Source organism: Tahibacter sp., from assembly GCF_032229445.1.
Classification (GTDB): domain Bacteria; phylum Pseudomonadota; class Gammaproteobacteria; order Xanthomonadales; family Rhodanobacteraceae; genus Tahibacter.
In genome coordinates this window covers 60236-87008 of sequence record NZ_JAVTWC010000039.1, presented here as the reverse complement: position 1 = coordinate 87008, position 26773 = coordinate 60236, and the positions used below count along the sequence as shown (strand labels likewise).

Annotated in this window: 18 protein-coding genes; 5 read left to right on the top strand and 13 right to left on the bottom strand. The window is 65.8% G+C overall.

Annotated elements, in window-relative coordinates; genetic code table 11:
* Nucleotides 1–89: 89 nt before the first annotated feature.
* Entirely contained in the window at nucleotides 90–992 is a 903-nt protein-coding gene (locus RUU78_RS08660) for an integrase core domain-containing protein (RefSeq protein WP_313915638.1), read from the bottom strand.
* Nucleotides 993–1456: 464 nt separating this feature from the next.
* Nucleotides 1457–3889, bottom strand: coding sequence for a winged helix-turn-helix domain-containing protein (locus RUU78_RS08655; RefSeq protein WP_313915636.1), 2433 nt, complete (start codon nucleotides 3887–3889; stop codon nucleotides 1457–1459).
* Between the two features lie 761 nt (nucleotides 3890–4650).
* Here RUU78_RS08655 and RUU78_RS08650 point away from each other — a divergent pair.
* Nucleotides 4651–6504: a peptidoglycan recognition family protein gene (locus RUU78_RS08650; protein ID WP_313915634.1), complete on the top strand. Its 1854-nt coding sequence runs from the start codon at nucleotides 4651–4653 to the stop codon at nucleotides 6502–6504.
* 316 nt (nucleotides 6505–6820) lie between these two features.
* Here the strand turns inward: RUU78_RS08650 and RUU78_RS08645 are convergent, their stop codons facing one another.
* From RUU78_RS08645 to RUU78_RS08600, 10 genes are all read right to left on the bottom strand, one after another.
* Nucleotides 6821–7909, bottom strand: coding sequence for a glycosyltransferase (locus tag RUU78_RS08645; RefSeq protein ID WP_313915632.1), 1089 nt, complete (start codon nucleotides 7907–7909; stop codon nucleotides 6821–6823).
* 118 nt (nucleotides 7910–8027) lie between these two features.
* Complete coding sequence (locus RUU78_RS08640; protein ID WP_313915631.1) at nucleotides 8028–9197, bottom strand: OprO/OprP family phosphate-selective porin; 1170 nt, start codon at nucleotides 9195–9197, stop codon at nucleotides 8028–8030.
* A 287-nt stretch (nucleotides 9198–9484) separates the two neighbouring features.
* Complete coding sequence (locus tag RUU78_RS08635) at nucleotides 9485–11056, bottom strand: YdiU family protein (RefSeq protein ID WP_313915629.1); 1572 nt, start codon at nucleotides 11054–11056, stop codon at nucleotides 9485–9487.
* 252 nt (nucleotides 11057–11308) lie between these two features.
* Nucleotides 11309–12286, bottom strand: a complete 978-nt coding sequence (lpxK, locus tag RUU78_RS08630) for a tetraacyldisaccharide 4'-kinase (RefSeq protein ID WP_313915642.1) — start codon at nucleotides 12284–12286, stop codon at nucleotides 11309–11311.
* Nucleotides 12287–12440: 154 nt separating this feature from the next.
* Entirely contained in the window at nucleotides 12441–14198 is a 1758-nt protein-coding gene (gene msbA / locus RUU78_RS08625; RefSeq protein WP_313915627.1) for a lipid A export permease/ATP-binding protein MsbA, read from the bottom strand.
* Nucleotides 14195–14623 carry a biopolymer transporter ExbD gene (locus RUU78_RS08620; protein WP_313915625.1) on the bottom strand — a complete coding sequence of 143 codons (429 nt, stop codon included), beginning with the start codon at nucleotides 14621–14623 and terminating at the stop codon, nucleotides 14195–14197. The genes msbA and RUU78_RS08620 overlap by 4 nt, the downstream gene beginning before the upstream one ends.
* Nucleotides 14620–15288, bottom strand: coding sequence for a MotA/TolQ/ExbB proton channel family protein (locus RUU78_RS08615; protein ID WP_313915623.1), 669 nt, complete (start codon nucleotides 15286–15288; stop codon nucleotides 14620–14622). The genes RUU78_RS08620 and RUU78_RS08615 overlap by 4 nt, the downstream gene beginning before the upstream one ends.
* Nucleotides 15289–15605: 317 nt before the next feature.
* On the bottom strand, nucleotides 15606–18680 hold the full coding sequence (locus tag RUU78_RS08610; RefSeq protein WP_313915621.1) for an efflux RND transporter permease subunit: 3075 nt from the start codon (nucleotides 18678–18680) through the stop codon (nucleotides 15606–15608).
* Nucleotides 18677–21979 carry an efflux RND transporter permease subunit gene (locus tag RUU78_RS08605; protein ID WP_313915618.1) on the bottom strand — a complete coding sequence of 1101 codons (3303 nt, stop codon included), beginning with the start codon at nucleotides 21977–21979 and terminating at the stop codon, nucleotides 18677–18679. The genes RUU78_RS08610 and RUU78_RS08605 overlap by 4 nt, the downstream gene beginning before the upstream one ends.
* The gene (locus tag RUU78_RS08600) at nucleotides 21976–23151 is read right to left on the bottom strand and encodes an efflux RND transporter periplasmic adaptor subunit (protein ID WP_313915616.1); all 1176 of its coding nucleotides are present in this window, start codon (nucleotides 23149–23151) and stop codon (nucleotides 21976–21978) included. The genes RUU78_RS08605 and RUU78_RS08600 overlap by 4 nt, the downstream gene beginning before the upstream one ends.
* A gap of 319 nt (nucleotides 23152–23470) precedes the next feature.
* On the opposite strand from RUU78_RS08600, the gene RUU78_RS08595 reads away from it, so the two are divergent.
* Together RUU78_RS08595 and RUU78_RS08590 are read left to right on the top strand one after the other, a co-directional pair.
* Nucleotides 23471–23794 (top strand): cytochrome c, encoded by a 324-nt coding sequence (locus tag RUU78_RS08595; protein WP_313915614.1) that lies wholly within the window; start codon nucleotides 23471–23473, stop codon nucleotides 23792–23794.
* An 18-nt stretch (nucleotides 23795–23812) separates the two neighbouring features.
* Nucleotides 23813–24163: a cytochrome c gene (locus RUU78_RS08590; protein WP_313915611.1), complete on the top strand. Its 351-nt coding sequence runs from the start codon at nucleotides 23813–23815 to the stop codon at nucleotides 24161–24163.
* A gap of 63 nt (nucleotides 24164–24226) precedes the next feature.
* Here RUU78_RS08590 and RUU78_RS08585 read toward each other — a convergent pair whose 3' ends face one another.
* On the bottom strand, nucleotides 24227–24838 hold the full coding sequence (locus RUU78_RS08585) for an NfuA family Fe-S biogenesis protein (protein ID WP_313915609.1): 612 nt from the start codon (nucleotides 24836–24838) through the stop codon (nucleotides 24227–24229).
* A 103-nt stretch (nucleotides 24839–24941) separates the two neighbouring features.
* Here RUU78_RS08585 and RUU78_RS08580 point away from each other — a divergent pair, with 103 nt between their 5' ends.
* Nucleotides 24942–25274 carry a 4a-hydroxytetrahydrobiopterin dehydratase gene (locus RUU78_RS08580; RefSeq protein WP_313915607.1) on the top strand — a complete coding sequence of 111 codons (333 nt, stop codon included), beginning with the start codon at nucleotides 24942–24944 and terminating at the stop codon, nucleotides 25272–25274.
* A 4-nt stretch (nucleotides 25275–25278) separates the two neighbouring features.
* Complete coding sequence (locus RUU78_RS08575) at nucleotides 25279–26766, top strand: CPBP family glutamic-type intramembrane protease (protein WP_313915605.1); 1488 nt, start codon at nucleotides 25279–25281, stop codon at nucleotides 26764–26766.
* Nucleotides 26767–26773 lie beyond the last annotated feature (7 nt).

Here is a 26773-nt window from a genome sequence, read left to right as displayed (position 1 = left end):
TCTTCCTTCGCCCCAGCTTGGTGAGTTTATCGGGGCGACAACTATTCTGACGCGGCCCCCCCCCCTTCGGTAACACAACCCCAACAACGCTATCCCGAGCAAAACCAGCCGACCAGCTGCCCGTCCCAAGCGCACCAGCGCTCCATGGGCCCGGTTGCCTTCGCACGCCCGTCCCAGGCTTCGGCCGGCGTCCGGCCACGCAGATGCTGATGCGGCCGCGCGTGGTTGTACCACAGGCGGAACTCGACCAGCTTCCGGCGCAGATCCTCGGTGTCCACGATGCAGACCCGATCTAGCTGCCTTTTCAGCGTGCCAAACAGTCGCTCGATACGACCGTTCTGCCACGGGCAGTGCGGCTGTATCCGCTGCAGCCGAACACCGAGCAGGTTGAGCGCGAGCGACAATCCGCGGTAGACGAAGCACGCTTCGTTGTCGATGCGGATGTGCCGCGGAATACCGTAGCGGCGGAACAGGGCGATCAGCGCCCGCAAGATCGTCAGACTGCGCTTGTCCGCCACATCGCTCAACGTCAGCAGCGCCCGGCTGCCATGATCGAGCACACCGAGAATCACATGCTGCATCCCATCACGCTGCGCCTTGCCGGTCAGATCCATCGCCCAGGTTCGATTGATCGGCCCCTCCGGTGGCACGCGGTGTTTGAACGTCTGACGCAGATACGCGATCTCGGAAAGGTGCCGCCGCAGCACCTGCGCGACATAGCTCTTGCTGACGCTGATTCGCCGATCGGCGAACTGCCGGTTGAACACCTCGGCAATCACGCGACAACCCAGTTCCGGTGAAAGCGCCTTGAGCCGCATCAATTCTCGGCTCACCCCATCGGGTTTGCGCTGGCTGCGCGGTGCGGGGCCGGCGCCATCATTTGTGCGGATCGTCCGACACCGCCTGGGATGATATCGGCGGCTACGAAAGTCGGCGATCCAGCAGGCGCAGATCACGGCCGTGATCAGCAGCAAAGCGATGTTCAGCAGCATGCGCAATCGGTCGGATGCAGTCGGAATGCCGAGCGTAGTCCGATGGCAATCGATGCTCTACTCGAAGCACGCGCACCCCGCGTACCTGTTCGACTTCATCGCCCGCAACGGCACGCGCTATCACTTCGCCGAGCCCGATCCCGACGGTCCGCGCCTGTCCAACGTCAAAGACGCCAACGGCAATCGCGTGACCAATGCCTGCAGGCACGACACGGTGCTCTGCAGGCGTTTGCCGGCGTCACGGTCACAGGCCGATTGGGAATCGAGGACTCAGGCGGATTCGCCGTGGCTTCTGATGCCGGAACCGACGACCTCAGACCGCCGCGATTCCTGCAGCGGCGTCGACTGCCAGGCGACTGCCGGAGTTGGGAGGTGGGTACGAAGGGCTGCTGGTGAGACCGCCGCTGACCACGCCGATGCCAATGTAGCAATGGGTATACATGCACACGTACTTATATTTTCTTTCAGCGCAGTGCTGCGCGCGCGACCTGCGGAACGGGCACGTGCTCGTCCTCCGGCTGCCACGGCAGCGACAACGACTCCGGCACTCGGCGTTCGCCGGCCAGGGCCGAGGCTCTGTGCAGCGCGGTTCGCCAGTTCTCCGCGTCCGACGCTTCGCGGTGCAGGCGCGCAAACAGCAGTGCCGTGTCGTAATCACGCGACGCCTGTGCGGCCAGCGGAGCGGCCAATGACAACACTTCACTGCTGCGTCCATGCGTCGACAACAGACCGGCCAGCGCGAGCGCCGCTTGGCGTTGTTCTCGCAGATCGCGCAGCGCGGTGGCCCGTTGCAGGCCTTCGCGCACGCTGTTTTCCGCCTTCGAGTAATCGTGGCGCGACTGGTGCGAGAGTCCGCGCAACAGCCAGGCATCCACGTCTTCCACTGGCCCATTTTCCATCGCCGCCATGGCGAATTCCGGCAGCGGCGAGGGCAGCGCCTGCAGAATTTGAGCGGCGCGCAACCTCAGGTCGGGCGGTGCATCGATGCGCATCAGCACGCTGCGCGCACGGGTTGCCGCTGCACGCTCGCCACGGGTAAACGCGAGTTCCGCGGCAAGCAGTTCGCTGCGCGCCGCATCGGCGTCGCCAGCGGCTTCCTCGCGGCCGACGGCCTCGAGCGTCGCGCCGGCTTCGGCGAGCCGCCCGAGGCCGAGCAGTACCTCTGCGCGCGCGTGCAGTACGCGCGTGCGCAGCTGCCGGTCGATCAACCGCGGCAGCAGGCGTTGCGCACGATCGCTGCTGGCCAGTGCATCGTCCCAGCGCAACAAGCCGCATTGCAGATCGACGATGCTGCCGAGGGTCGCACTCAACTCGTTGATGGCCGCGTAGTTGCCGAAGCGCGTCGCGGCGGATTGCAATTGGTCCAGCGCTTCCAGCGGGCGCCCCTGGCGGCGATCCAGCAGCGCCAGATTCACCTCCGCGCGCGCGACACCGAGATCGTCGCCGGCCGCGTCGAGCAGACTACGCGCACGCGACAGATCGGCCTGCGCGTCGGCCAGCCGCTGCTGACGCAGCGCGATGCCACCGCGCCCCATGAGCGCACGACCGAGGTCGCGGCCCCCCCGGTCGGCCAACGCGGCGATCGCCGCCGCAAAATCCCTCTCGCTCGCCGCATCGTCGCGCTGGCGCATCGCGATCGAACCCCGCGCCGCGAGCACGCGTCCGCGAAAGGCAGTATCAGCCGCCAGCTCCGCGTCGCGCAGCAAGTCGTCCAGTGCGGCTCGCGATTCGCCCAGGCGGCCTGCGCGGTAGTCGAGTTCGGCGGCGAGGTAGCGCGTCTCGCGATCGCTGCGCTGCGCCGGCGGCAGAGCGGCGAGCCAGCCGCGGATCGTTTCCAGCTCGTTGCCGAGTAGCGCGGCGCGTAAGCGCAGCGCGGTCTCGCTGCTACTGTCGCTCCCGCCCGCCTGGATCTGACCGAGGTTGGCGATCAGGGTATCACCGACGGCCGCAGCGGCCTGCAGTACCTGCGGATGCTGGTGCTGCAGGTGCAGGTCCGCCCCGTTCGCGCGACGTCCTTCCAGGCTGAATTCCCAGCCCGAGGAGAGACGCGAGAGCCGCGGCTGCAGCAGCAGATCGACCTGGAGCATCTGCGGACGCAGCGCGGTTCCCGGCGGCGGTGGCGGCAACGCGGCCAGCGCAGCGAGCACACTTTCGCTCGGTGGCACCACGAGCCCCTGCGCGCGCAGGCGCGAGGCCAGCAAATCCATGAGACCAAGCCGCGCCCACGCCACGTCGGCGGCAGCCGCTGGATCCATCTCCACCGGCAGGATCACGACACGTCGTGGCACCGCCGCAGCGGCGGCGACACCGGACGGCAGATAGGTCGCGGCGAGCTTCAGCAGCAGGATCGTCGCGGCTACGGCTACGGACGCTGCGAGCCATAGTCCGCTGCGCCAGCGTGCCAAGACGGGCGACACGAGCGGCGATTCCGCTGCACTCGGTCCCTGGCGTAGATCGACGGGCGGCGCAGGGTCCGCCATGGTTCGGGATTGCAGCGGCGGGTGCGGCGGAACGTCGGCCGTGCTTTCGTCAGCTACGGCGCCGGAAATCGCAGGCGGCGTTGCGGCAGCATCCGGCTCACCTCCCTCGGCGTATGCGACGGTGCCGACCCAGTGATAGCCGAATCCGGGCACGGTGCGGATCTGACGCTGCTCGCTGCTGTCGTCACGCAGCAGGCGCCGTGCACGGAGCACGGTCTGCGCCAATTGCGTATCCGATACGTTGGATCTCTTCCACACATAGAGAATGAGCTCGTCTCGTGCGACGGCGCGTTCGCGACGCTCGATGAGATAGACGAGGCAATCGAATACGCGGCGCGGCACCGGCAGCCGGCCCTGCGGACCGCTGACCAGGCGCGACGCACTGTCCAGCACAATATCGGCAACGTGGTATTGCACCGTTCGGCCACTCCCCCATGGCGCTCGCGCCCGCAGTCATCCTGTGGACACGCGCAGCCGCGTCGCGCGCGAGCGCGACTGTTGCGACAGACATTGCGGCGGCACAGCCCCCCGGCCATACCGTCGGACGATTCTAGTGAAGACGGTCGGGCCTGACGAGAGCGGATCATTGTGGACTGCCAAACAGTTCTGCTTATTTCAGATCAAACACTCAACCTGAAAGCGCGGCACTGCACGTCGACCACTTTGGCCGCGACTGCCTGCGTATGCTGTCGGGCCGCGCAGGCCGTGCCGGCATCAAGACAGGTTCATCCGCGCAAGGGCATCCGCTGCCGCTTGCGGCGCTGCCGCTTGCGGCGCTGCCGCTTGCGGCGCTGCCGCAAACAGCACCCTTGACGGACCCTGCGAAATTTCCGACCGCGACGCGCGTCGTGCTCCGATGTGAGCACCGCAGCGACAATGCGATGCTTTCCGCAGCACCAGCGCACCCATAGGTGCTATTTGTCACGAGCACGACGGCGCGGTCGCCCAATGCCGTAGCGCCCGACGTGCGAGTGGTGCGGCTCACGCTCTTTGCACCTGATCATGCAATTGGAACCGTTTTGGAATGACGCCGCCGCCCAACCAGTGCAGGGTTGGGCATCACGGTTTGCGGCTGCGGGGGCGGCCGAACCTGATCGACAACGAATAGCCGACACGCTGCTCAAATGCGGCGTGCGCCGGCAGCCCATCGAACACAGCCGTCCTCTGGAGAAGCCCGCATGCGTCGTTCCCGCCTGACCCTCGCTGTTTCCATTCTGCTCCTCACTGCTGCTGCGCCCGCCTGGTCGCAGGCGCTCGATCCGTCTTACCGCACAGATGCCGCCCAGGATGCGAACGTCGCCGCCGAATTGGCTACGCTGGCCGACGTGCGGCGCGATTTCCCGGTGCTATTCGCCGCGGCCTACGCGCGTTATCCACAGCTGCCTGCCGGCTCGCTCGAAGCGATCGCCTACGTGCAAAGCCGCTGGGTCATGCTCGACGGCGCGACGCAGCGGTTGGCCGAAGCGCCCACCGCCGCGGGACTGATGGGCCTCTACACTGGCAACGGCTTTCGCGATCAGGCCGGCGCCGCCGCGCGTCTGCTCGGCGTCGCGAAGATGCAGGTCGAGAATGATCCCTATTGGAACGTGATGGGCGCCGCCGCCCTGCTGGACGAGCTGCGCCTAACGCTGGCGCGCGGCGCCAGCGATGCGGACCTGCTGCGCGCCTACGCCGGACACGGCGACGGTAAGACGGGCGCCGTTGACGCAGACTCGATCAGCGAATTCGCCCGCGAAGCGTTCGCCTACGACGTGCTGCTGACACTGGATCGCGGCGTCGACGACAACGGCATTCGCGTTGCCCCCCGACCGATTGCCTGGGAACGCGAATTCGCGCCCGAGGCCCTGCTACGCCAGCGCGCGCCATTCGTCCGCCTGGACCTGCAACGCGGCCGCATCGAGGTAGACGGCTATCGCGTCGACCCGGTGACCGAGGCACTGACCACGGCCGCAGACTCCGCCGGGCCGGTACTCGCCAGCACCGACTACGCGCCCGCGCTATGGGTCGCATCGCCCTACTTCCATGCGCGCAGCCAATCCGCCTCAGCCGTCGCGATCCACACCATGCAGGGGTCTTACGCCGGCAGCATTTCGTGGTTCACGAACAACCCGAACTCGGTCAGTGCGCACTACCTCATCCGCAGTTCCGACGGCCAGATCACGCAGATGGTGCGCGAATCCCAGGCCGCGCATCACATAGGCAGTGAGAACAGCTATACGCTGGGCATAGAGCATGAGGGCTATGTCAACAATGCGAGCTGGTATACAACAGCGATGTACAACGCCTCGTCGGCGTTGACCCGGCATTTCTGCGCGCGCTACGGCATCAACTGCGCGACCGCCTACAACGGTCCGGCGCACAGCGGCGTCGTGGTCCTGTCGAGCACGATCCGCATCAAGGGCCACCAGCATTTCCCGAACAACACGCATACCGATCCGGGCATCAACTGGGACTGGCCGCGCTATTACGGCCTGCTGAACCCCGGTTCGGGCGGCGGCACCACCCGCGTACTCGATACCTTCGAGAGCAGCGAGGGCCATTTCGCCTCGACGCCGAGCTATTCGGGCAGCACCACGGGCATCAATGCGACGTCCACAGCCGAACGCGACTGCTCCATCGCACGCGTCGGCAACTGTTCGGAACACCTGACCCTGATCGACAATCCCGGCAACACACAGGCATGGGCCGTACGCTTTCTTTCCGGCAGCGGCACGCCGGGCAGCAATACCAGCGTCGCACGCAACGGCCGCGTCGGCTTCTGGGTCTACGTCGGCGGCAGCGGCTTCACTGTCGGCGTCGGCATCGACGATGGTGCCGCGACCGAGCGCTCCACGCTGCGCAGCGTCGCGGCAAACACCTGGACCTACGTCGAGTGGAATCTTGCTGACGCGAACCAATGGGACGCGTGGGTCGGCGGCAACGGCGCAATCGATGCGGCAAACGTCACGCTGGACGCGATCTGGCTCGAACGCGCACATACGACGTTCAGCGTGAATGCGTATATCGACGAGGTGCAGTGGCGGTCGAACTGATGCCGGTGCCGAGCGGCCGCGACATCGTCCCGGCCGCGTCGGACTGCACCGGCAGCCAATGTCCCGCAAATACGTTGGAGAAATTCCGGATGGTCAATCCGCCGGAATCATTCACTCGTATTTGCGCGACAGGACACTAGCCCGCATTTCTCACACCCGTTCGTAGCGAGGCCGTCGAGACGCCGTCCTGATGCGCGCCGCGGACTGAGTGACGGCGAAGGCGTAGCCGACACTACGTCGAGCCGACACGAGGGAGCAGCGCGCGTCAGGGCGAGCGTATCGGCGGCCGCAGTAGAAGGGGTGTGAGAAATACGGACTAGACCTGCCCGGCCAGCGTGCGCGCGAAGCCGAGGTTGGTTTCGACTCGTTCGTGTTCGCTCTCTGGCAACTCGCCGTCGGACAGCAACTCCTCGCACAGACGCGCGCTGAGCGCGCCGTCACCGCAATACCAGCTCGATACGGCGAGTTCGTCCTTGGCACGCCAGGCCTGCACGGCGCTGTCGACAAACAAAACGTCGTCGCTGGCCGGCAGATCCAGCGCCAGACGCGCGAAGAGTGTGGCCATGCGGTAGCGCTGCTGCAGACGAAGATAGCGAGCGAACTCGCAGGGTGCCTCGCCGCGCGACGCGCGATGGTCACAGGCATCGAGGTAAGCGGCGGCGATGTCGGCATAGGCCGCGTTGGTGCGCTCCAGCAGCAGGGCGATCTGCAGCTTGGCGTAGTAGACCTCCTCGTCCCAGCCACCCAGTTCGACGCGGCTCCGGTAGGCGCGGATGGAATCGACAGGGCGGCCCGCGTCGCGCAGGCTTTGCGCATAATAGAACGCGTTGCGCGCGTGGTTCGGCTCGCGTTCCAGCGCGCGTAGCAGGATCTCCGCGTCGCGGCCATATTTCGCGCTGGCTGGCAGCTGACTGCGCGCGCCATCGGCGAACGTCGCGACCTGCCAGCCCGGCAGTCTGCTGACCTGCGCCGCATGCGCCGAAACCAGCACCTCGTGCATCACGCCTTCCCAATGCCAGTCGAGATCCAGGCGCGCGATACAGACGCGCCAGTAGCGCGTGACGCCGAACAGATACTCGAACAGGTGCCCTGGCAGCGCTGGATCCGGTCGGGCCGCGCCGTCGGCGACCTGCAGCACTTCGTCGGCATCGATGACCAGGGCCATCTCGCCGTGCTGGCGGGCAAGCGCCAGTGCTTCGTTGCGGTTGTGGGCGAAGTCGACCCAGGGTCGCTCGATCAGCTCACCCGGCTTGTCCTGCAACACGCGACGAATGATGTCCTGCGTGCCGTCGGTCGAACCGGTGTCGGCAATGGCCCAGCTGTCGACGTACGGCAGAACCGAACGCAGGCAGCGTTCGATCACGGCCGATTCGTTCTTCACGATCATGGACAGACACAGGCGCATGGGCCGATTCTGCCTAGTGCATCGCCACAGTGGAATCGTCGGACGGCCGCCCCGACGCAAAAAGCGCCACGAGGCATCCCTGCCCCGCGGCGCCACCTGCGTCACTCGGATCGAAGGCTCACCAATAGAACTGGGCGCGCGCTTCGAGAATGCTCGGATCGTCGTCGCGTTCGGCGCGCAGCGCGCTGACGTACTTGCTGCTGTCGACCTTGACGTAGTTGACCATGAACTTGAAGTTGGAGCGCCAGTACCAATTGACGCCGAGGGTCAGGTTGCGTTCTTCACCACCGAGGATGGGACCGTCGTTCAGGTCAGTCGCGTCATAGCGCAGGCCGATCTGCCACATGCCGCTGCTGGGATTGTCGGGCAGGGTCGTGGTCGGCAGGCCGGCCTTGTAGCCCCAGGTCTCGCCGGTCAGGTTCCACACGCCGTAGAGATACCAGCTGTCGCCGGTCCAGTCGGGCGCCGTAGTCGCCTCGGTGCGCGAGATGCGCGAGCGCATGTATTCGCCCTGCACCTTGAGCGGACCGCCAACCCAGAGACCTTCAAGACCGATAGTGCGCTGGCGGTCGGCATTGAGGATATTGCCGGTGTCGATGAGGCGCGCGGTGGCCTGATCGGCGTCCGGACGCACGCGCGGTCGCGCGGTGTCGGCGTCGGTGTCGTAGTCGACCGCGGAAAGACCAAAGTGGAGAATGTTGCCAGTCTCGGCCATCGGCGCGAAGTAGACGCGGCCGCCGAAGCCCGGGCCCTGGTTGAGGTTGCGCGTCAGCTCGCGGCCGAACATGCTGACCTGATAGCCGAAGTTCGTGCCGTCATCGCCGTAGGCGACACCGACGCGCCGCGCAACACCGAACAGATTGGTGACCATGGCCTTGGCAATGAAATCGTTGTGGCGCGTGCTGGTCAGCTCTTCCAGGCTGTTGGGCTGCTTGTACTGGCCGGCCAGAACATAGTTGGTGCCGAGCTTCCACTTGATATTGGCGTCCAGCCACTTGTTGGCCTTGCCGTCGTAGCCTGCGGTCCAATCGAAGCGCCCCCCCTTGCCCTTGAGGATGACTTCGGCGCGACGCATGTCGAACTCGCTGTCCTTGCCATCGTTGCCGGCGGGCGAAGCCGCATTGAGATCGGTGAAGTCGTTGTCGAACCAGTTGCCGTCGGCCTGCATCAGTCCTTCCAGACTGATTTCGCTGCCGTTGATCACGTCGATCGCGATTTCTGCCTGGGCGGTTCCTGCCAGCGCCGCGGCGACGGCGAGAGCGAGAAGGCGCGGGGTACGCAGTTTCATGGTTAAAAGCCCGTTAGCGTGGGTGAGGCGCGCAGGGTATGTCGGGCTCGTTACGAAAATATTTCAGTACGAGGTGTGAAACGATGACCGATGCGGTTGTCACATAACCGCAATGCATTACTGTGACGATGCAGCGACAACGAGGCGCGCGATGGACCGTCAGGTGAAGGCTATCGGCATCCGGCGACGCGGTTATTGCAGTGCCTATCGTCAGTACGCGACAGGCCGGCCCGGCTGACGGTACGCGGCGCTGTCATGGAACGCGGCTCGCCGCAGGTTCCGTCGAATCACGAACTGCACGACAACATCGAACACCCGGCGCGCGATCGCGCCCAGTCGGGACGCCGCTGCGCGAAGGCCTCGCGGCCGGGCTGCTCGTCATACGGGCGGCGCAGCACGTCGAGCAGGTCATGCACGCCGGTGAGGTCGCCCTGCTCCGCGCGGTCGATTGCCTGCTGCGCGAGATAGTTGCGCAGCACGTAGCGCGGATTCACCCTGTTCATGCGTGCGCGCCGCTGTGCTGCGGGCAGGGCTTCCTGCGCGAGCCGCTGTGCATAGCGCTTCAGCCAGGCCGCGAACGCCGCCTGCGAGGCCGCGTACTTGTCCTCGTCGTAGAACGAATCGCGCAGCGGGGTCATGTCGCCGGCCAGCACATCGACATCGGCGAGATGGCGGAAGAACACGGTCATGTCGACCTCGTTCTCGTGCAGCAGCGCATGCAATGCCTGCATGAGCGCGACGTCGTCGTCACTGCAGTCGAGCAGGCCGAGCTTCCCGGCGATATGTCCGCGATCGGCGTCGACGACGGTATCGACGTAGCGCTGCAGGCCGGCGTGCAGGGAATCGTGGTCGTCGAACAGCGGCGCGATCGCGCCGGCCAGACGGCCGAGGTTCCAGTACGCAATCTGTACTTGTTGCCCGAAGCGGTAGCGACGCCGCTCCCGGTCGGTCGTGTTCGGCGTCCAGTCCGGATCGAAGTCGTCGATCCAGCCATAGGGGCCGTAGTCGATCGTGAGACCCAGTATCGACAGGTTGTCGGTGTTCATGACGCCGTGAACGAAGCCCACGCGCATCCAGTGCGCGACCAGCCCCGCCGTGCGCGCACAGACTTCGCCGAACCAGGCCGCATACAGCGCCTCGCTGCCGGGCGCATACCGCGCGGCGAAGTCGGCGAAATCGCGCCGTATCGTGAAATCCGCGAGTTGGCGCAACAGCGCCGTATCGCCGCGCGACGCCGGCAGTTCGAAGTTGCCGAAGCGAATGAAGGACGGTGCAACCCGGCACACGATCGCGCCCGGCTCGGCACGCGCATTGCCGTCATAAAACATGTCGCGGACCACGCTTTCACCGGTGCCGATCAGGCACAGCGCACGCGTCGTCGGCACACCGAGGTGATGCATGGCCTCGCTGCAGAGAAACTCGCGAATCGACGAGCGCAGCACCGCGCGGCCATCCGCTCCACGCGAATACGGCGTCAGGCCCGCACCCTTGAGCTGCAGCTCCCAGCGCCGCCCCTCGGCGTTGATGGCTTCGCCGAGCGAAATCGCGCGGCCGTCGCCAAGCTGTCCAGCCCAGTTGCCGAACTGATGACCGCCGTAATTCGCCGCGTACGGCTGCATGCCGGGCAGCAGCCGATTGCCGCCGAAGATCTCGGCGAACGCCGCGGACTCTACGTCCGTCGCGTCCATACCGAGCAGCTCCGCCGTCTCGCGCGACCAGGCCAGCACGCGTGGCGCCGCGACCGGCGTCGGCACCACGCGGGAATGCAGCGCGCCGATCACCTGACGCGGTCGCGCATCGGTTTCCGGGTCGGCGGGCAGTTCGCGGACGAAGGCATTGTCGAAGCGCAGGTCGAGCACGGCAGGATTCCGAAAAGCGTCGTGAGAGGGGGCAACACAGTCCGCCCGAGGGCTGGGACGGCCGAGAACGATCGAGCACGTCCGCACACTCACCGTGGCGCGGGAGCCGTGCGTGAGAAAACAAGGATTGGGGTTACGCGACGAAGCTCAAGTATCCGGGCGGATCTGCGCCGGGCCACCTGAACCGATCGCGGCGCCATCAGCTTCGGGCGCAGCGGCGGATTCCGCTTCACCCTACTGGCTGGCCGTCGCTCACACGGCGAGGATGCGCTGCGCCAGCGCGTCCAGAAAGCGCTCCGGCAGCTGGGCCTGCACCGACACCTGCCACCAGTTCGTCTGTGCGAACGCGCGACATTTGATTGCGTCTTTTTCTGTCATCAGCACAGGCAGACCGTCATCGAAGGCCAGGTCGTCGGGGCGGAACAGGTGATGGTCGGCGAACGCATGCTCGATCACTTCGATGCGGCAGGCACGCAGGCTGTCGAAGAATCGTTGCGGATTGCCGATTCCGGCCACCGCGTGTACGCGACGGTGAGCGAACGACTCCAGGGCGACGTGCTCGCCGCTGCGCAGCGCGCTTGCGCCCTCGTCGCGCAGGTGAAGCTGCACTTCGTCGGCGCGCGCGAGGCCGCCGTTGCAGACGCGGAAATCCACGCGGTCCAGTCGCGACAGCGGCTCGCGCAGCGGCCCGGCCGGCAATAGCCGACGGTTGCCGAAGCGGCGCGCACCGTCGATTACGCAGATCTCCACGTCGCGACGCAGGCGATAATGCTGCAGGCCGTCGTCGGCGAGGATCACGTCGACCGGCGCGCTGGTCAGCAGCAGTCGGGCCGCCGCGACGCGATCGCGGCCGATGGCCACCGGCGCGCCGCTGCGCGCGTGGATCAGCAGCGGCTCATCGCCGACCTGCTGCGGCGTGGAGGCGGCGTCGAGCAGCAACGGTCCCGTCGCGTTGCCGCCATAGCCGCGACTTACCACGCCGGCACGCAGGCCGCGCGCGGCGAGCGCGCGCACCAGCGCGAGGGTCAGCGGGGTCTTGCCGGTGCCGCCGACGCTGAGGTTGCCGACCACGACCACGGGCTTGCCGACCGCGTACGAGCGCAGCCAGCCGTGCGCGTAGGCACCGCGGCGCAGCGCTGTAACGCCACCATAGACTCGCGCGAGCATGCGCCAGGACAACGGCACGTCCGCGCCGTGATACCAGACTGCCTCGCGCCGCGCGCCGCTCATCGCAGCCACTTGAACAAACGCCACCCGGCGGTTGTTCGGGTCGGCGAGTCCGGCGCGGGTCCGGGCTCGTCTCCGCCGATCAAGCGCCTGGCTGCCCGGTCGCGGGCGGCGCATCGCCGTGCCGCATGCATCTCGCCGTTTCGCGAAGTGTCCATCAGCCGGTCGCTTCGTGGAACTGCATGCGGTGCAGCGCCGCGTAATGACCGCCCTGGGCGAGCAGTTCGTCATGACGCCCGGTCTCGACGATGCGGCCCTGGTCCAGCACGACGATCTGGTCGGCGTGCTCGATCGTGCTCAGACGATGGGCGATGACCAGCGTCGTGCGTTCGCGCATGAGCCGGGCCAGCGCGTCCTGGATCAGGCGCTCGGACTCGGTATCCAGCGCGCTGGTCGCCTCGTCGAGAATCAGGATCGGCGCGTTCTTCAGGATCGCGCGCGCGATAGCGATGCGTTGGCGCTGCCCGCCCGAGAGCAATGCCCCGCCCTCGCCGACCTTGCTGTCCAGGCCGTCAGGCAGGCGCTGGATGAATTCCAGCGCGTTCGCTGCCTCGGCCGCGGCCAGGATGTGTTCGCGCGACGCACCGCCGAGTGCGCCGTAGGCAATGTTGCGCGCAATGGAATCATTGAACAAAACCACATGCTGACTGACCAGTGCAATCTGACTGCGCAAGCTGTCCAGCGCCCATTCCGTCGAAGGCCGTCCGTCGAGCAGCAGCTGGCCCGAGTCAGGTTCGTAGAAGCGCGGGATCAGGTTCGCCAGCGTGGTCTTGCCGCTACCGGAGCGGCCGACCAGTGCCGTGACCTTGCCCGCCGGACAGACCAGGTCGATGTCGCGCAGCGCGTTCGCACTCGCGCCCGGATAGCGCAGCGATACGTGCCGTAACACGATCTCGCCCCGGCTGCGTTCCACCTGCAGCGTACCAGCATCGGTTTCGCCGCGCGCATCGACGATGGCGAACAGATCCTGCGCCGCAGCCACGCCGCGCTGCATCATGGCCTGTACCGTGGTCAGGCGCTTGAGCGAGGGCAGCATCGCGATCATGGCCGTGATCGTTGCCATGAAGCTGCCTGCAGTCATCGTGGCAAGCATGCTCGGCCGCGTGGCAAAGAACACCACGGCCGCAAGCGCGCAGGCGGCAATGATCTGCACCAGGGCGGTCGACAGTGCGTTGGTCGACGCGACCTTGAGATTCAGGCGGCGATTCTGGTCGTTGATCTCGGCGAAGCGCTGCTGCTCGTAGTCGCGGCCGCCGTAGACCTTGACCTCACGCTGGCCGCCGACGACTTCCTCGACGATCCCCGTGACCGAGCCGACCGAATGCTGGATGCGATGACTGATGCGCCGGTAGCGCCGGCCGACGAACCAGACCAGCGCGGCAATCAGCGGCGCCATCACGAACAGCGCCAGGGTCAGGCGCGCGCCGTACCAGAGCATCACGAACAGCATGCCGAGCACGGTCAGACTGTCGACGATCATGACCTTGACCGCGTCGGTGCTGGCCTGGGCGACCTGCTCCACCGTATAGGTCACGCGTGCGATGAGCTGGCCCGAGGGCTCGCGATCGAAGTAACCGGCCGGCATGACGAGGTAGCGCGCGAATACCTCCTCGCGCAGTCGATGCACCACACCGCGGCCGACACGGGCCACGCCGTAGTCCGTCAACCAGGTCGCGATACCACGCAGCACGAACACGATGACGATGACGATCGGCATCCAGAAGATGGTGCTCTGGTCCTGATGCACGAACAGGTCGTCGAGCATCGGCTTGATCAGCCAGGTGAAGCCCGCGGTGGCACCGGCGTCGATCGTCATGCCGAGCACCGCCAGCGTCGCGATCGGCCAGTGCCGCGCGGAGTACTCGAGCAGGCGCCGATAGGCCGCCGCGGCGCTGGCCGGCGCAGCGTGATTCACTTTTTCGGCACTTCCTTCGACGGCGTCGTGGCGATGGACAGACGCGTGAAACCGACCTGGCCCAGCGCATCCATCACCGTCACGACGGCCTGGTGCGCGGTCTGCGCGTCGGCGCGGATCATCACCGGCCGCGAGCGATCGTCGCCAGCGATCTGCACCAGTGCGTCCTTGAGCGTGTCGACATTCGGGTTGAGCACTTCATTGCTGTCGATGAAATAGCGCCCGTCACTGTCCACTTGGATGGTAATGCCGGCCTCGGGCTCCGCCTCGGCTGCCTCGCTGGCCTGCGGCAGCGACACGCGCAGGCGCGCGGTCTGGTCGAACGTGGCGGTCAGGACGAAGAACATCAACAGCGTCAGCATGACGTCGATCAGCGGGATCACGTTGATCTCGAAATCGTCGTCGCGACGTGCACCGAGCTTCATGCGGGCGCACCCGGACGCGCGGTGCGCACGCCGGAGGACGCTGCGGCAGCGGGATCAGGCTGCTGCTGCGCGGCCAGTTCGTCGAGCAGCGCGATGGCCTCTTTTTCCATGACCACGACCAGGCCAGATACGCGCGAGCGGAAATAACGGTGGAAGATGTAGGCCGGCACCGCGACGACCAGACCGCTCGCGGTACAGACCAGCGCCTCACCGATGCCGCCGGCCATCTGCTGCGCATTGCCGATACCGTGCACCATGACGGCGAGGAACATGCGGATCAGGCCGATGACGGTGCCGAGCAGGCCCAGCAGCGGCGAGATCAGCGCGATGGTGCCCAGCGAATTCAGATAGCGCTCGAGGCGATAGACCACATGGCGTCCGGCGTCCTCGATGCGCTCCTTGATGATCTCGCGCGACCGGTTGCGTACGGACAGGGCCGCGGCGAGCAGTTCGCCGAGCGGCGAATTCTTGCTCAGCGTGTCGATATGGGAGGGGTCGAGCTTGCGGGTACGCGCCCAGGTGCGCACCTGTTCGCCGAGTTCGGGCGGCGCCACCGTGTTCTGTCGCAGGGACCAGAATCGCTCGAGGATGATGGCCAGCGCCACCGCAGAACAGATCAGGATGGGCATCATCGCCCAGCCACCGGCCATCAGAATCTCAAGCACGAGCACTCACTCCGGGCTGCAGGAAACGTGGCGCGCCCAAGCGCGCGCCGAACGGACCGATCATAGCAGCGAAACCGGCGCGGCTAGTGCGGCGGGCGTCGTGTTGCGGGGATGCGGGCGAGCCAGCAAGTCGCCTCGCGGTGCGCCGGCCTACATGTCCGCAAACGCGCTGGCCAAGCGGTTTTCCGGCCTGCGGAGCACTTCTGGCGAGACACTGCTACTGCGCACGCCGCGCGCCGGCACGGGCCGCAGTCCAGGCAGAACCGACGCCGGCCCGCGCACGGAGGATGTCCGCGCGCGAGCCAGTCGGTCGCTTCTTATGCCGCGGTCGCCTTGCGCCGCACCTTGCCGGCGAGCGCGTCGCGGAACACGCGGCGCGTCCACATGCGCAGGTCGTCGAGTTGGGCATAGATCACGGGCAGCGCCAGCAGCGTCACCGCGGTCGAGAAGACCAGCCCGCCGGCGATCGCCCGCGCCATCGGATAGTACGGCGGGCCGTCGCCGCCCATCTCGGTCGTGCTGATGCACAGCGGCACCATGCCGAGAATGGCCGTGCCCATGGTCATCAGGATGGGCCGCAATCGATCGCGCGCACCCGCGACCAGCGCGTCCGAGCGCGCCTGCCCCTCGTGGCGCAGCTGATTGACATGCACGATCATGACGATGCCGTTGTTGACGACCACGCCCATGAGGATCAGCACGCCGATCGAGGCCATGATCGAGAACGTGGTTCCGGTGATCAGGAACAGCCAGAACACGCCGAAGATCGAGAACAGGAACGTGGTCAGGATCGCCGCCGGAAAGACCAGCGATTCGAACATCGCACACATGACCACGTAGACCAGAACCAGCGCGAGCAGCGTGTTCAGCAGCATCTGCTGGCCGGCTTCATCGGCCTCGTCAAAGCTGCGTCCGAAACTCCAGCGATAACCGGCCGGCAGGCTGACCGACTTCATCGCCGCTTCGATCGCCTTGCGCGCATCATCCTGCGTGGTGCCCGGGGCGAGGTTGGCTGCGAGCGGCAGCGAGGTCTGGCGGCTGTCGCGCTGGATTGCCGAGGCGGCTTCCTGCGTGCGCACGTCGACCAGCGACAGCAGCGGCACGAGCGTGCCGTCGGCGCGGCGCAGCTTGAAGTCCGCCATGCCAGACACGCTCTGCGTGTCGGCACCCTGGAAGCGCAGCCAGACCGGGATCTCGGTATCGCCGTTGCGGAATTCCTTCAGCGGCGCACCACGCAGCGCGATGCCCACATAGGTCGCGACCTCGCTGGCGGAAAAACCGTAGGACTTGGCGCGTTCGCGATCCACGCGCACGGCCACCTCGCGGTCGCCCGTGCGCTCGGCCGTGCGCACGTCGCGCAACCCTGGCACCCGGCTCAGCACCGGGACCACCGCATCGGACAGTTCGTGCAGCACGTCCATCGAATCGCCGATCAGCGACACGCGCAGACCTTCGCCGCTGCTGCCGCCGCCGTTCTGGTCGAAGCTGACCTTGCCGATAGGGATCTTGGGCAGGCCCTTGCGGATGTCTTCCATGATTTCCGTCGAACTGCGCTTCATCTGCTTGGCATCGACCAGGATGATGTTGGTCATCGCATCGCCGCGTTCATTGGCGTAGCTGTAGACCGACTTGATGTCGAACTCCTGCTTGTGCGCGAGCAGGTATTCCTCGATCTTGGCGATGGATTTCCTCAGTTCGTCCAGGCGGTAAAGGCCATTGAGGTCATACTGCACGCGCAGCGTCGAACCCTCGCCCGCCGGGAACATGTCGAACTTCACGAGGCGCATCGGGATCATGATGCTCGCGATGCTCATGATGACGACACCGGCCGTGGTCAGCTTGCGGTGCCGCAGGGTCCAGTCGATCAGGCGCGCATACGCCGTCTGCATACGCGTCACGAACGTCTCGCGACCGACGAACTTCGGTGTCGGCAGCCGCGCCGACAGCATCGGCACGAGCGTGACCGCCACCAGCCACGAAGCCAGGTGCGCGATCGACATGGCGGCCGCCACCTGGGTCAGAAAGATGCTGATCTGGTTCTTCGCGCCGAAGATGTTCGGCAGGAAAACGACGATGCTGGAAAACGTGCCCGCAGCGATCGCGACGCCGACGGCCTGGGTGCCTTGGACCGCGCAATACCAGGGTTTGTCGGGGTATTTCTCGCGATACTGATAGATGCTCTCGACCACGACCACGGCGTTGTCGACAAGCATGCCGACCGCAAGCAGCAGGCCCATCATCGACAGTATGTTCAGCGTGATGCCGAAGAAATACATGCAGCCCAGCGTCATCACGAAGCAGATCGGGATCGCGAGCGACACCATCAGCGTCGAGTTCAGATCGCGCAGGAAGTAGAACAGCACGAGCACCGACAGCAGCGTGCCGATGATCCCAGCCTCGCTGAGTTCGTACAGCGACGAGGTCACCGCATCGGCCTGATCTTCCAGCGCGTAGACGTCGATGCCGCGCATTTCCGGCGACTGCTTGATGCGCTCGACCTCCTCTTTCACGAGCCGGCCGACTTCGACGAGGTTGGCGTTGCGCTCCTTGTAGATGTCGATGCCGATCGCCGGACGCGTGTCGAGGCGGCGCATGTAGTCCAGCCGCTCGGGCTTGAGCGTGACGCTGGCGATATCGCCGAGCTTGAGGCCGCGCTCGTTGATGACAAGGCCGCGCACGTCTTCGAGGTTCTTCCATTCGCCCTGCGGCTGCACGCGGTAGCGCGTGGAGCCGTCGAGGATCTGTCCGGCAGAAACGGAGAAGTTGGCCTTGGACAGCCGCGCATACAGCTCGTTGAGGCTCACGCCGGTCGCGGCGAGACGGTCGGACGACAGCTCGATCTGCAGTTCCGGCGGCGACACGCCTTCGATCGACACGCGCGCCACACCGGGAATCTTTTCCAACGGGCGTTTTGCGCGCCGGTCCAGCAACTCGTAGGAGTTCGACATGTCGATGTCGCTCGCCACGCGCAGCTGCAGCAGCGGTTGATCGGACACGGAGAATTTCAGCACCTGGTAGCGCTGCAGGTCGGACGGCAGATCCTTGCGGATAGCGTCGATCTTCTCGCGCGCCTCCACGGCCTTGACGGCCACTTTGTTGCCCCACTTGAACTGGATGAAGATCTGCAGGCCGTCGGCGCGCGAGGTCGACTGCATGCGCTGGATGCCGGGCACGGTCGACAGTGCCTCCTCGATCGGCCGCGCCAGCACACGTTCGACCTCGGCCGGCGTCGAGCCCGGATACGGCACATCCACGAACAGGAACGGAAACTCGATGTCGGGGAATGATTCCAGCGGCAGGCGGAACGCGGCGATCAGGCCGATCACCATCATGGACAGAAAGAACATCGTGATGGTGACCGGGCGCTTGAGACTGAGCTCGGCGAGGTTCACGGCGCATGCTCCAGCGTGGCCGAGGCCCGACGCGCAGCATGGCGTTCGGCGCGCGCGCGGTACCAGGCATCACCGCGGAAGTCGAGGCGGTCATAGACGATCGGAATGACGACCAGGGTCAGCAACGTCGACACCAGCAGGCCGCCGATCACGGTGATCGCCATCGGCGCGCGCACTTCGGCACCGTCGCCGAGCCCGATCGCGAGCGGCAGGAAGCCGATCAGCGTGCACAAGGTCGTCATGACGATCGGACGCAGGCGCGATTCGGCGCCCTGCACGATCGCAGCGCGCTTTTCGACCCCCGCTTCGCGTAGCTGGTTGACGCGGTCGATCAGCACGATCGCGTTCTTGACCACGATGCCCACGAGCATGATCAGGCCGATGAACACCACGACGCTGATCGCGTTGTTGGTCAGCTTCAGCGCGAGCACCGCACCGACCGCAGCGAGCGGGATCGAGAACATGATCACGAACGGATGCAGTAGCGACTCGAACTGCGAGGCCATGACGAGATAGACCAGGAAGATCGCGAGCGCGAGCGCAAAGATCAACGAATTCACGGAGGAGTCCAGTTCCTCGCTCTGTCCGCCGATGTTGACCGAGATGCCCGCCGCGAGCGGATTCCTGGCGAGGATGCCGCGCACTTCCGCAACCGCGGTGCTCAGGTCGCCGTAGGCCAGATTCGACGAGACGATAGCAACGCGCTCCTGGCTGACGCGATGGATCTCACTCGGGCCTTCGGTGGCGATCACGTCGGCGACGGCCGACAGGCGGATCGGCTTGACCGCCGTGAGCTGTCCCGGTGCCGCAGTCGCCGAGGCGGCTTCAGCGGCGGCGATCTGGTCGGAGTTGACGATGAGGTTGCGGATGTCGTCGACACTCGCGCGGTCGTCCTCGCGGGCACGCACCAGCACGTCGATCTTGCGGTCGCGGAAGTTGTAGCGAGTGGCCACTTCGCCACGCACCTTGCGCACGACCTGATCGGCGATGGCGCGCGTGGTCAGCCCCAGGGCGGCGGCTCGATCCTGGTCGAAGCGGATCTGCACTTCCGGATAGCCGCTCTCGACCGTGGATTTCACGTCGGCAAAGCGGTCCGACTCGCGCATGATGCCGGTCAGCTTCTGTCCGGCCCTCTTCAGCGTATCGAGATCGTAGCCGCGGATCTCGATCTCGAGCGGTGTGGAAAAACTGAACAGCTGCGGGCGGGAAAACTTCACTTCGCCACCAGGATGGGTCGCCATGGTCTTGCGCAGCGCATCCATCGCGGCGCGCTCGCCGGCTTCGCCGGCCTCGGGCGTGAGTGCGATCAACAGTCGCGCGATGTTCTCGCCGGACTCGGTCGGATTTGCATCCAGGCGCGTGCCGACGCCGGACACGCCGTAGATCGAGGCGATGTTCGGATCACCCGCGTGCTTGAGCTGCAACTCCTTCGCGAGGCTGTCGCTGTTGGCCAGCGGCGTGCCCGGCGGCAGCTTCACGGTCATTTCGAAGCGTCCCTGGGCCAACTGCGGTATCAGGTCCATGCCCAACGTGGGCACCAGCAGCAGCGTGCCGAGAAAGGCCAGCAACGAGAAGCCGATAACCAGCCACGGGCGCCGCAGCACGTTAGGCAGCACTCGCGTGTAAGCCGCGGCGAGCCGGTTGTAAGGCGCCAGCAACACTCGGCCCACAGCGCGCAGCACCGTGCCGATCAGGCCACCGACAGTGCGGAACGTGCCGAGCATCAGCCACGCCAGTCCGCGCGGGATCGCGCCCAGGCGGCCCTGCGGCTTCGCATTCTCGCGTTCTTCGCGATAGGCCAGCGGCGCGGCCCCCTTGAGCGATGCCAGCATCGGGATCAGCGTCATCGACACGACCAGCGAGATCAGCATCGCGAACGTGATCGTCAGCGCCTGATCACGAAACAGCTGACCGGCCACGCCCTGCACGAACACGAGCGGGAAGAACACGGCGACCGTGGTCAGCGTCGACGCCGTCACCGCCATGCCGACCTCTTTCGTGCCCTGGACCGCGGCGTCGAGTATGGACAGGCCCTTCTCACGCAATCGGGCGATGTTCTCGAGCACGACGATGGAATCGTCGACGACCATGCCGGTCGCCAGCGCGAGTCCGCCCAGCGACATGACGTTGAGGCTGAGATCCGCCTGCCCCATGAAGAAGAACGTTGTGATCAGCGACACCGGGAGGGACAGCGCGATGACGAAGGTGCTCCAGCTGTCGTGCAGGAAGAAAAAGATCACGAGAATCGCCAGCACGCCGCCGAGCAGTGCATCGAAGCGCACCTCGTGTAGCGCCGCGCCGATGAACAACGACTGGTCGTCGATGACCTTGAGCTCGGCGTTCGCCGGCAGGGTCTTGTTCTCGCGCATCTTCTCGATCGTCGCCTTGACGCCGGTCGCGACGCTCACGGTGTTGGCGTCGCCCTCCTTGTAGACGGCCAGCTCGATCGCCTCGCGTCCGTCGATGCGCACGATGCCTTCGCGTTCCTTGTAGCTCTGGTGCACGCGCGCTACGTCCTTGAGCCGGATCGGCACGCCCTTGTCGATCTTGACGAGCAGCTCGCGCATCTCGTCCACGGTCGCGAACTGGTTGATGGTGCGTACGAGATAGCGCTGCGAGCCTTCCTCGATCCGTCCGCCCGAGATGTTGACGTTCTCGTCCTTGAGGCGCTGCACGATCTCCTGCACGCCGATGCCGAGTTGCGACAGCTTCTGCTGGTCGATCTCGACCGCGACCTCATCCTCCAGGCCTCCGCCGACTTTGACAGCGGCGACGCCGGCGATCGGTTCCAGGCGCTTTTTCAGTTCGTCGTCGGCGAAGCGGCGCAGCTGCTTGAGTTCGGCCTCATTGAATCCCTTGTCGTCGCTCTTGCCCGAAAGGCCGTAGCGCACGATGGGATCGGTGGACGGGTTGAAGCGCAGTAGCAGCGGTTTCTTTGCTTCGAGCGGCAATTGCAGCAGTTCCAGCTTGTCGCGCGCTTCGAGGCTGGCCATGTCCATGTCCGTGCCCCAGGTGAATTCGAGGATCACGTCCGACTGGCCGGTGCGCGAGACCGAATGCAACTTGCGCACGTTCTTGACCACGCCGAGCACTTCTCCGACCGGCTGGGTGATCAGATTCTCGATTTCCAGCGGTGCGGCGCCTTCGTATTCGGTGCGCACGGTCAGGGTCGGATAGGACAGGTCGGGCAGCAGGTTGACCTTCAGTCCGAACAGCGCGATCACGCCGAAAAGAACGAAGGTGAGCGTGAACATCATTACGGTCACGCGGCGACGCGTGGCGATATCGACGATGCTCATGGCGTTTTCTCCGCGACCGGCACGCTGCTCGCCGACGCCGCCGCCGTATCGAGCACCTGCACCAGCGTGCCATCGCGCACGGCGTTGCGGCCCACGGTGATGACGCGGTCGCCGGCCTTGAGGCCATCACGCACTTCGACATATTCGCTGTCGGAGAAACCGATATGGACCACGCGGCGCTGCGCGTGCAGCGCCGCAGCCGCGGGGACTGCGGCGGGTGCGGCGGCAGGCGCTGGCGCGTCTACCGCTTTGCCGTCCTTTGGCTTGACCTCGGCCGACGGCGGGGCGTCGACGATCAGATAGACCGCCGTTTCGCCGTCTTCTTCGATCAGCGCGCCGCGCGGAATCGCGAGCGCGTCCTGCTTGCGGTCGTAGACCACATCGATACGGCCGAACATGCCGGGCTTGAGCGTCTGCAGCGTCGCGTTGAAGCGGCAGGTCACGCGGAAGGTGCCGCTGGCAGCTTCGACGACCGGGCTGACCCGCTCAATCACGCCCGGGAAGCGCTGCCCCGGCAGGGCATCGACGCTCATGCTGACGGGCTGGCCCGGCTTCAGAATGTTGAGTTCGCGCTCGGGCACGTTGAGCACGCCGAGCAGCGGATCGAAATCGACGATATGGAACAGAGGCTGGTTGACCTGGATCAGGTTGCCTTCCTTCACCATGCGCTTGCCGATGACACCGTCGATCGGCGCGATGACGTTGGTGTAGGACAGTTCCAGCCGCGACAGGTCATGCACGGCGCGCTGGTTGTCCAGATCGAACTTGATCTTGTCGTGCTCTTCGAGCGAGAGCAGCTTCCTGCCGAACATCTCGTCGGCGCGGCGGTAGTCCGCCTCGAGCTTGCGCAGCGTGGCCTCCGCCTTGGCCAGGCTCAGGCGCGGACTGGCGTCATCCAGCCGCGCGAGCACCTGGCCCTGGCGCACCGCATCGCCTTCTTCGACCAGCAGCCGCAGCAGCACGCCACCGGTCTTGGCCACGACGTCGGCTTCGCGGTCCGCCTCAAGCGTCGCGGTGCCGGAGTAACTGGCATCGATGGGGCGTGCCGCAGCAGCGACGGCCTCAACCGGAACGAGCGCGACGGTTTCAGCGGCTTTGTCCTTCTCCGTGCCGCCGTTACCGCACGCGGAAAGCAGAAGAGAAGCGAAAACTATCAATAACGTACGACACATTGCTTGCCGTTGGGCGTAGGCGGAGAGGCGCGGATCGCGAAGCATGGCTGAGCCCTGTGTGCTGGTATTGTGGTGTTATACTAAACTACATCACTAGTCGTGACAACAACTGTCGCGGCCGAGTTTGATGCCGTTTCGTTGACAATGGATGCACCGGGGTTTTGCCCTCCGCGGCGACGGTTAGCATTGTGTGAAGCTCGCCGCCGCCTGTCTTGAGCCGGTAGTCACGCGGCGACCACCCGGTTGGCAGACGCGGCGGCGCGCCGGCTATACTCGCCGCTTTACCAGCCAGGCACTCGCCCCCGCCGGAACCCCCACGATGACCCGATCGCTACTGCTTGCTTCCCTGCTTGTCACTGCTGCCCTCGCCGCACCTTCCGCGCACGCCGCGGGCGACAAGGAAGCCGGACGCCTGAAGACCTACTCCTGCCACGGCTGCCACGGCGTACCGGGTTACAAGAACGCCTATCCGAACTATCACGTACCACGCATTGCCGGGCAGAACTTCGAGTACCTCGTCAGCGCCCTGAAGAGCTACAAGACCGGCGAGCGCGATCATCCGACGATGCGCGCTCACGGCGAAAGCCTTTCCGCGCAGGACATTGACGACATCGCGGCGTATCTCGCCGGTCTGACACCGTAATTGCCGAGGACGTCCCGGATGAACCGCACCTTTTCGTTGATCGCACTGGCCGCGACGCTGGCCGTTTCGTCACTCGCCCAGGCCGCCGGCAATGCCGACGCCGGCAAGGCCCTGGCCGTGCCCTGTGCTGCCTGCCATGGACCGGATGGCAACCCGACCGATCCGCAATACCCGCGACTGTCGGGCCAGTACCGCGACTACCTGCAGGAAGCGATGTCGCAGTACAAGAACGGCAAGCGCAGGAATGCGATCATGGCGGGCTTCATGCAGCCGCTGACCGAGCAGAACATCGCGGACCTGGCCGTCTATTTCGCGACGCTGCCCGGTGGCAAGCTCGATGACCTGAGTCATCCGGCCAAAGGGCAGTAATCCCGACCGCCTCCCCGAAAAAAGCCTGGCGATGCCAGGCTTTTTTTGTTGCGGACTTCTCGTTCAGGCCAACGCGGACTGACCACCGTCCTGGGCGGCGAAATAGGGATTTTCACCACTGGAATGATCGGTCGCATCACGAACCGCGGTAATTTCCGGTACGCGCTCGCGCAAGGTCTTCTCCACGCCGTGTTTGAGCGTGACATCCGCCATGCCGCAGCCGTGGCATCCGCCGCCGAAACGCAACAGGACCACGCCATCGGCGGTGATCTCCTCGAGACTGACGCGTCCGCCGTGCGAGGCCACGCGCGGATTGATCTCGGTTTCGATGACGTGGCGGACCCGCTCGACCAGACTGGCGCCTTCTCCCGGAACCTCGCCCTTGATGCGCGGCGCCCGGATGGTCAGCTGACCGCCGGTCGGCGAGGTGTCGTAGTCGATGTCGGCGGCGTCGAGGAAGGACACGCTCGCGGCCTCGACATACAGCGGAAAACCGCTGCACTCGACAGTCCACTCGTCGCCGGCGAGATCGGCCGGCTCGCAGAATTCGAGCTGGCAATCCGCCGCTGGCGTACCCGCCTTGACGGCACGCAGGCGAATTCCGAGTCCGTCTATGCCCTGCTGCTGGATGAGCTTCAGAAAATGCTGCTGGGCGCGTTCGGAGATATTGATCATGGTGGCTTCCGTTGAATCTGGACCATTGTAGTCCTGATTCAATACCCGACCAAGCGCGCGCCGCTATACTCGCGCGCTGTTTCCTGCCGCCGGAGCTGCCGTCATGACCAAGGAAGAGCTGATCGCCACACATTGCGTGCCGCGCAAGGGCACCGCCGATGCCCTCGGCGCCGCGGCACTCGAGGAACTTGTCGCCCTGCTGGCGGACTGGCGCATCGAGGGCAATGAGCTACGGCGCGAATTCCGGTTTCGTGACTTTCATCAGACCATGGGCTTCGTCAACGCCGTGGCCTGGATCGCCAACCGCGAAGATCATCATCCGGACCTGGAAGTCGGCTACAACTACTGCCGCATGCGCTGGTCGACGCATGACGTCGGCGGCCTTTCACTCAACGATTTCCTCTGCGCGGCGAAGGTCGACGCCCTCACCGCCTGAGTCCGTGGTCCCGCGCCTGCTACGGCTTTCGGTGTGGCTGCTCGCGACCATGTCGGTCGCCGTGGCGCTGCACGGGCTGGCCCAATGGCAGTTGCATCGCCAGCTGGTGCACGAAGCAGCGGTCTTTCTCGCGCCGTTGGCGCGCGGCGACACGCCGTATCGCTGGCCACTACGCAAACCCGGCGATCTGGTGGGCAGGCGCGTGTTCGGCGATTGCGATATTGCGTTCGACCGCGGAGGCTTGGTGCTGCGCCGCGGTTCGCGCACCTGCGAAATCGGTGTGCCACTGCGCACGCCGCTTGACCTGAAGCGCTTCGATCGGCTGGAGATCATTTCCGCGACGCCGCTGCCCTCCTTCTGGCTGGTGCTGCGCGAGCAGTTGGATCAGCCGCAACAGATTGCTCAGGTCACCGCAACGGAGCAGACGCCGCTCCAGGCACAACTTGGGCAGCTCGCCTGGCGCCTCGACAGCGGTGAGGTCCGCCCCCCGCCATCGCGCGCCGCCATGCTGCGCCTGCGTTTCGGCGAGTTGACGCAAGATCTGCGCGTGCAGGCCATCGCTCTGCAGCCTCAGACGCCGCTGGACTGGGTCGCTGCGACGTGGCTTCCCGCGGACAATGCGACCGAATCGCTGGCTTCGGCACAATTCCCACTGTTTCGCGTCGACGGCAGTCCGCGGCCGGAGACCGTGCTGGGTTGGCGTGACCTGCTGCGCGAACGCGAGCCTGCGTCGCTCATGGTCTTCGGTGATGATGTCGGTAGCGTCACCGCGGCGATGCACGAGACCCCGTCTCATCCGGGACGCGCCGTGTCGGCCTGGCCGTGGGCATTGGTAGGCGTGGTGGCGCTCGCGATGCTTGCGACGTTCGTGCGCCCGGCCGGTCCGGTCTGGATGCGCGCCAGCCTGCAGGCAGTACTCGCGCTGATCCTGCCGGTATGGCTAGTTGTTGGTTTGCAGCTCGGTGACGATCTCGGGAGGCCGGCCGCAGCAGCGATCGCGGTTTCTCTGCTCTACGCTGTCGCACTGGCCTGCACCGACACGGCGACGCGTGGGCACTGGATCGGCAGCCCGCGCGCGTGGCTGCGTGCCTCGGCGGCGCCGTTGGTGGCCCTCGGGCTCGTGCTGATCCTGGGCCGACCCGGCGCACACGCAGCGATTTCGGTCGCTGACGTCATTGCCTATGCGCTATGGGCGTTGCTGCAGCAGTACCTGATCTGCGTCGTGTTCGCCGACCGGCTGTACCGCGTTGGACTGCCTGCGCGCTGGACGGTCCTGGCGGCTGCTGGCCTGTTCGCGCTGCTGCATACGCCGAATGCCACGCTGATGCTGGCCACGTTCTGCGGCGGGCTGATCTGGACCGCCCTGTGGCTGCGCGAACGCAGCCTGATTCCGCTCGCGCTGTCGCATGCGACGGCTGCCCTGCTGCTCGGCTCCGGGCTACCGCCGACGGTGCTGCGCTCGGCGGAAGTCAGCCTCAGGTACTACCTGTGACTCCGCT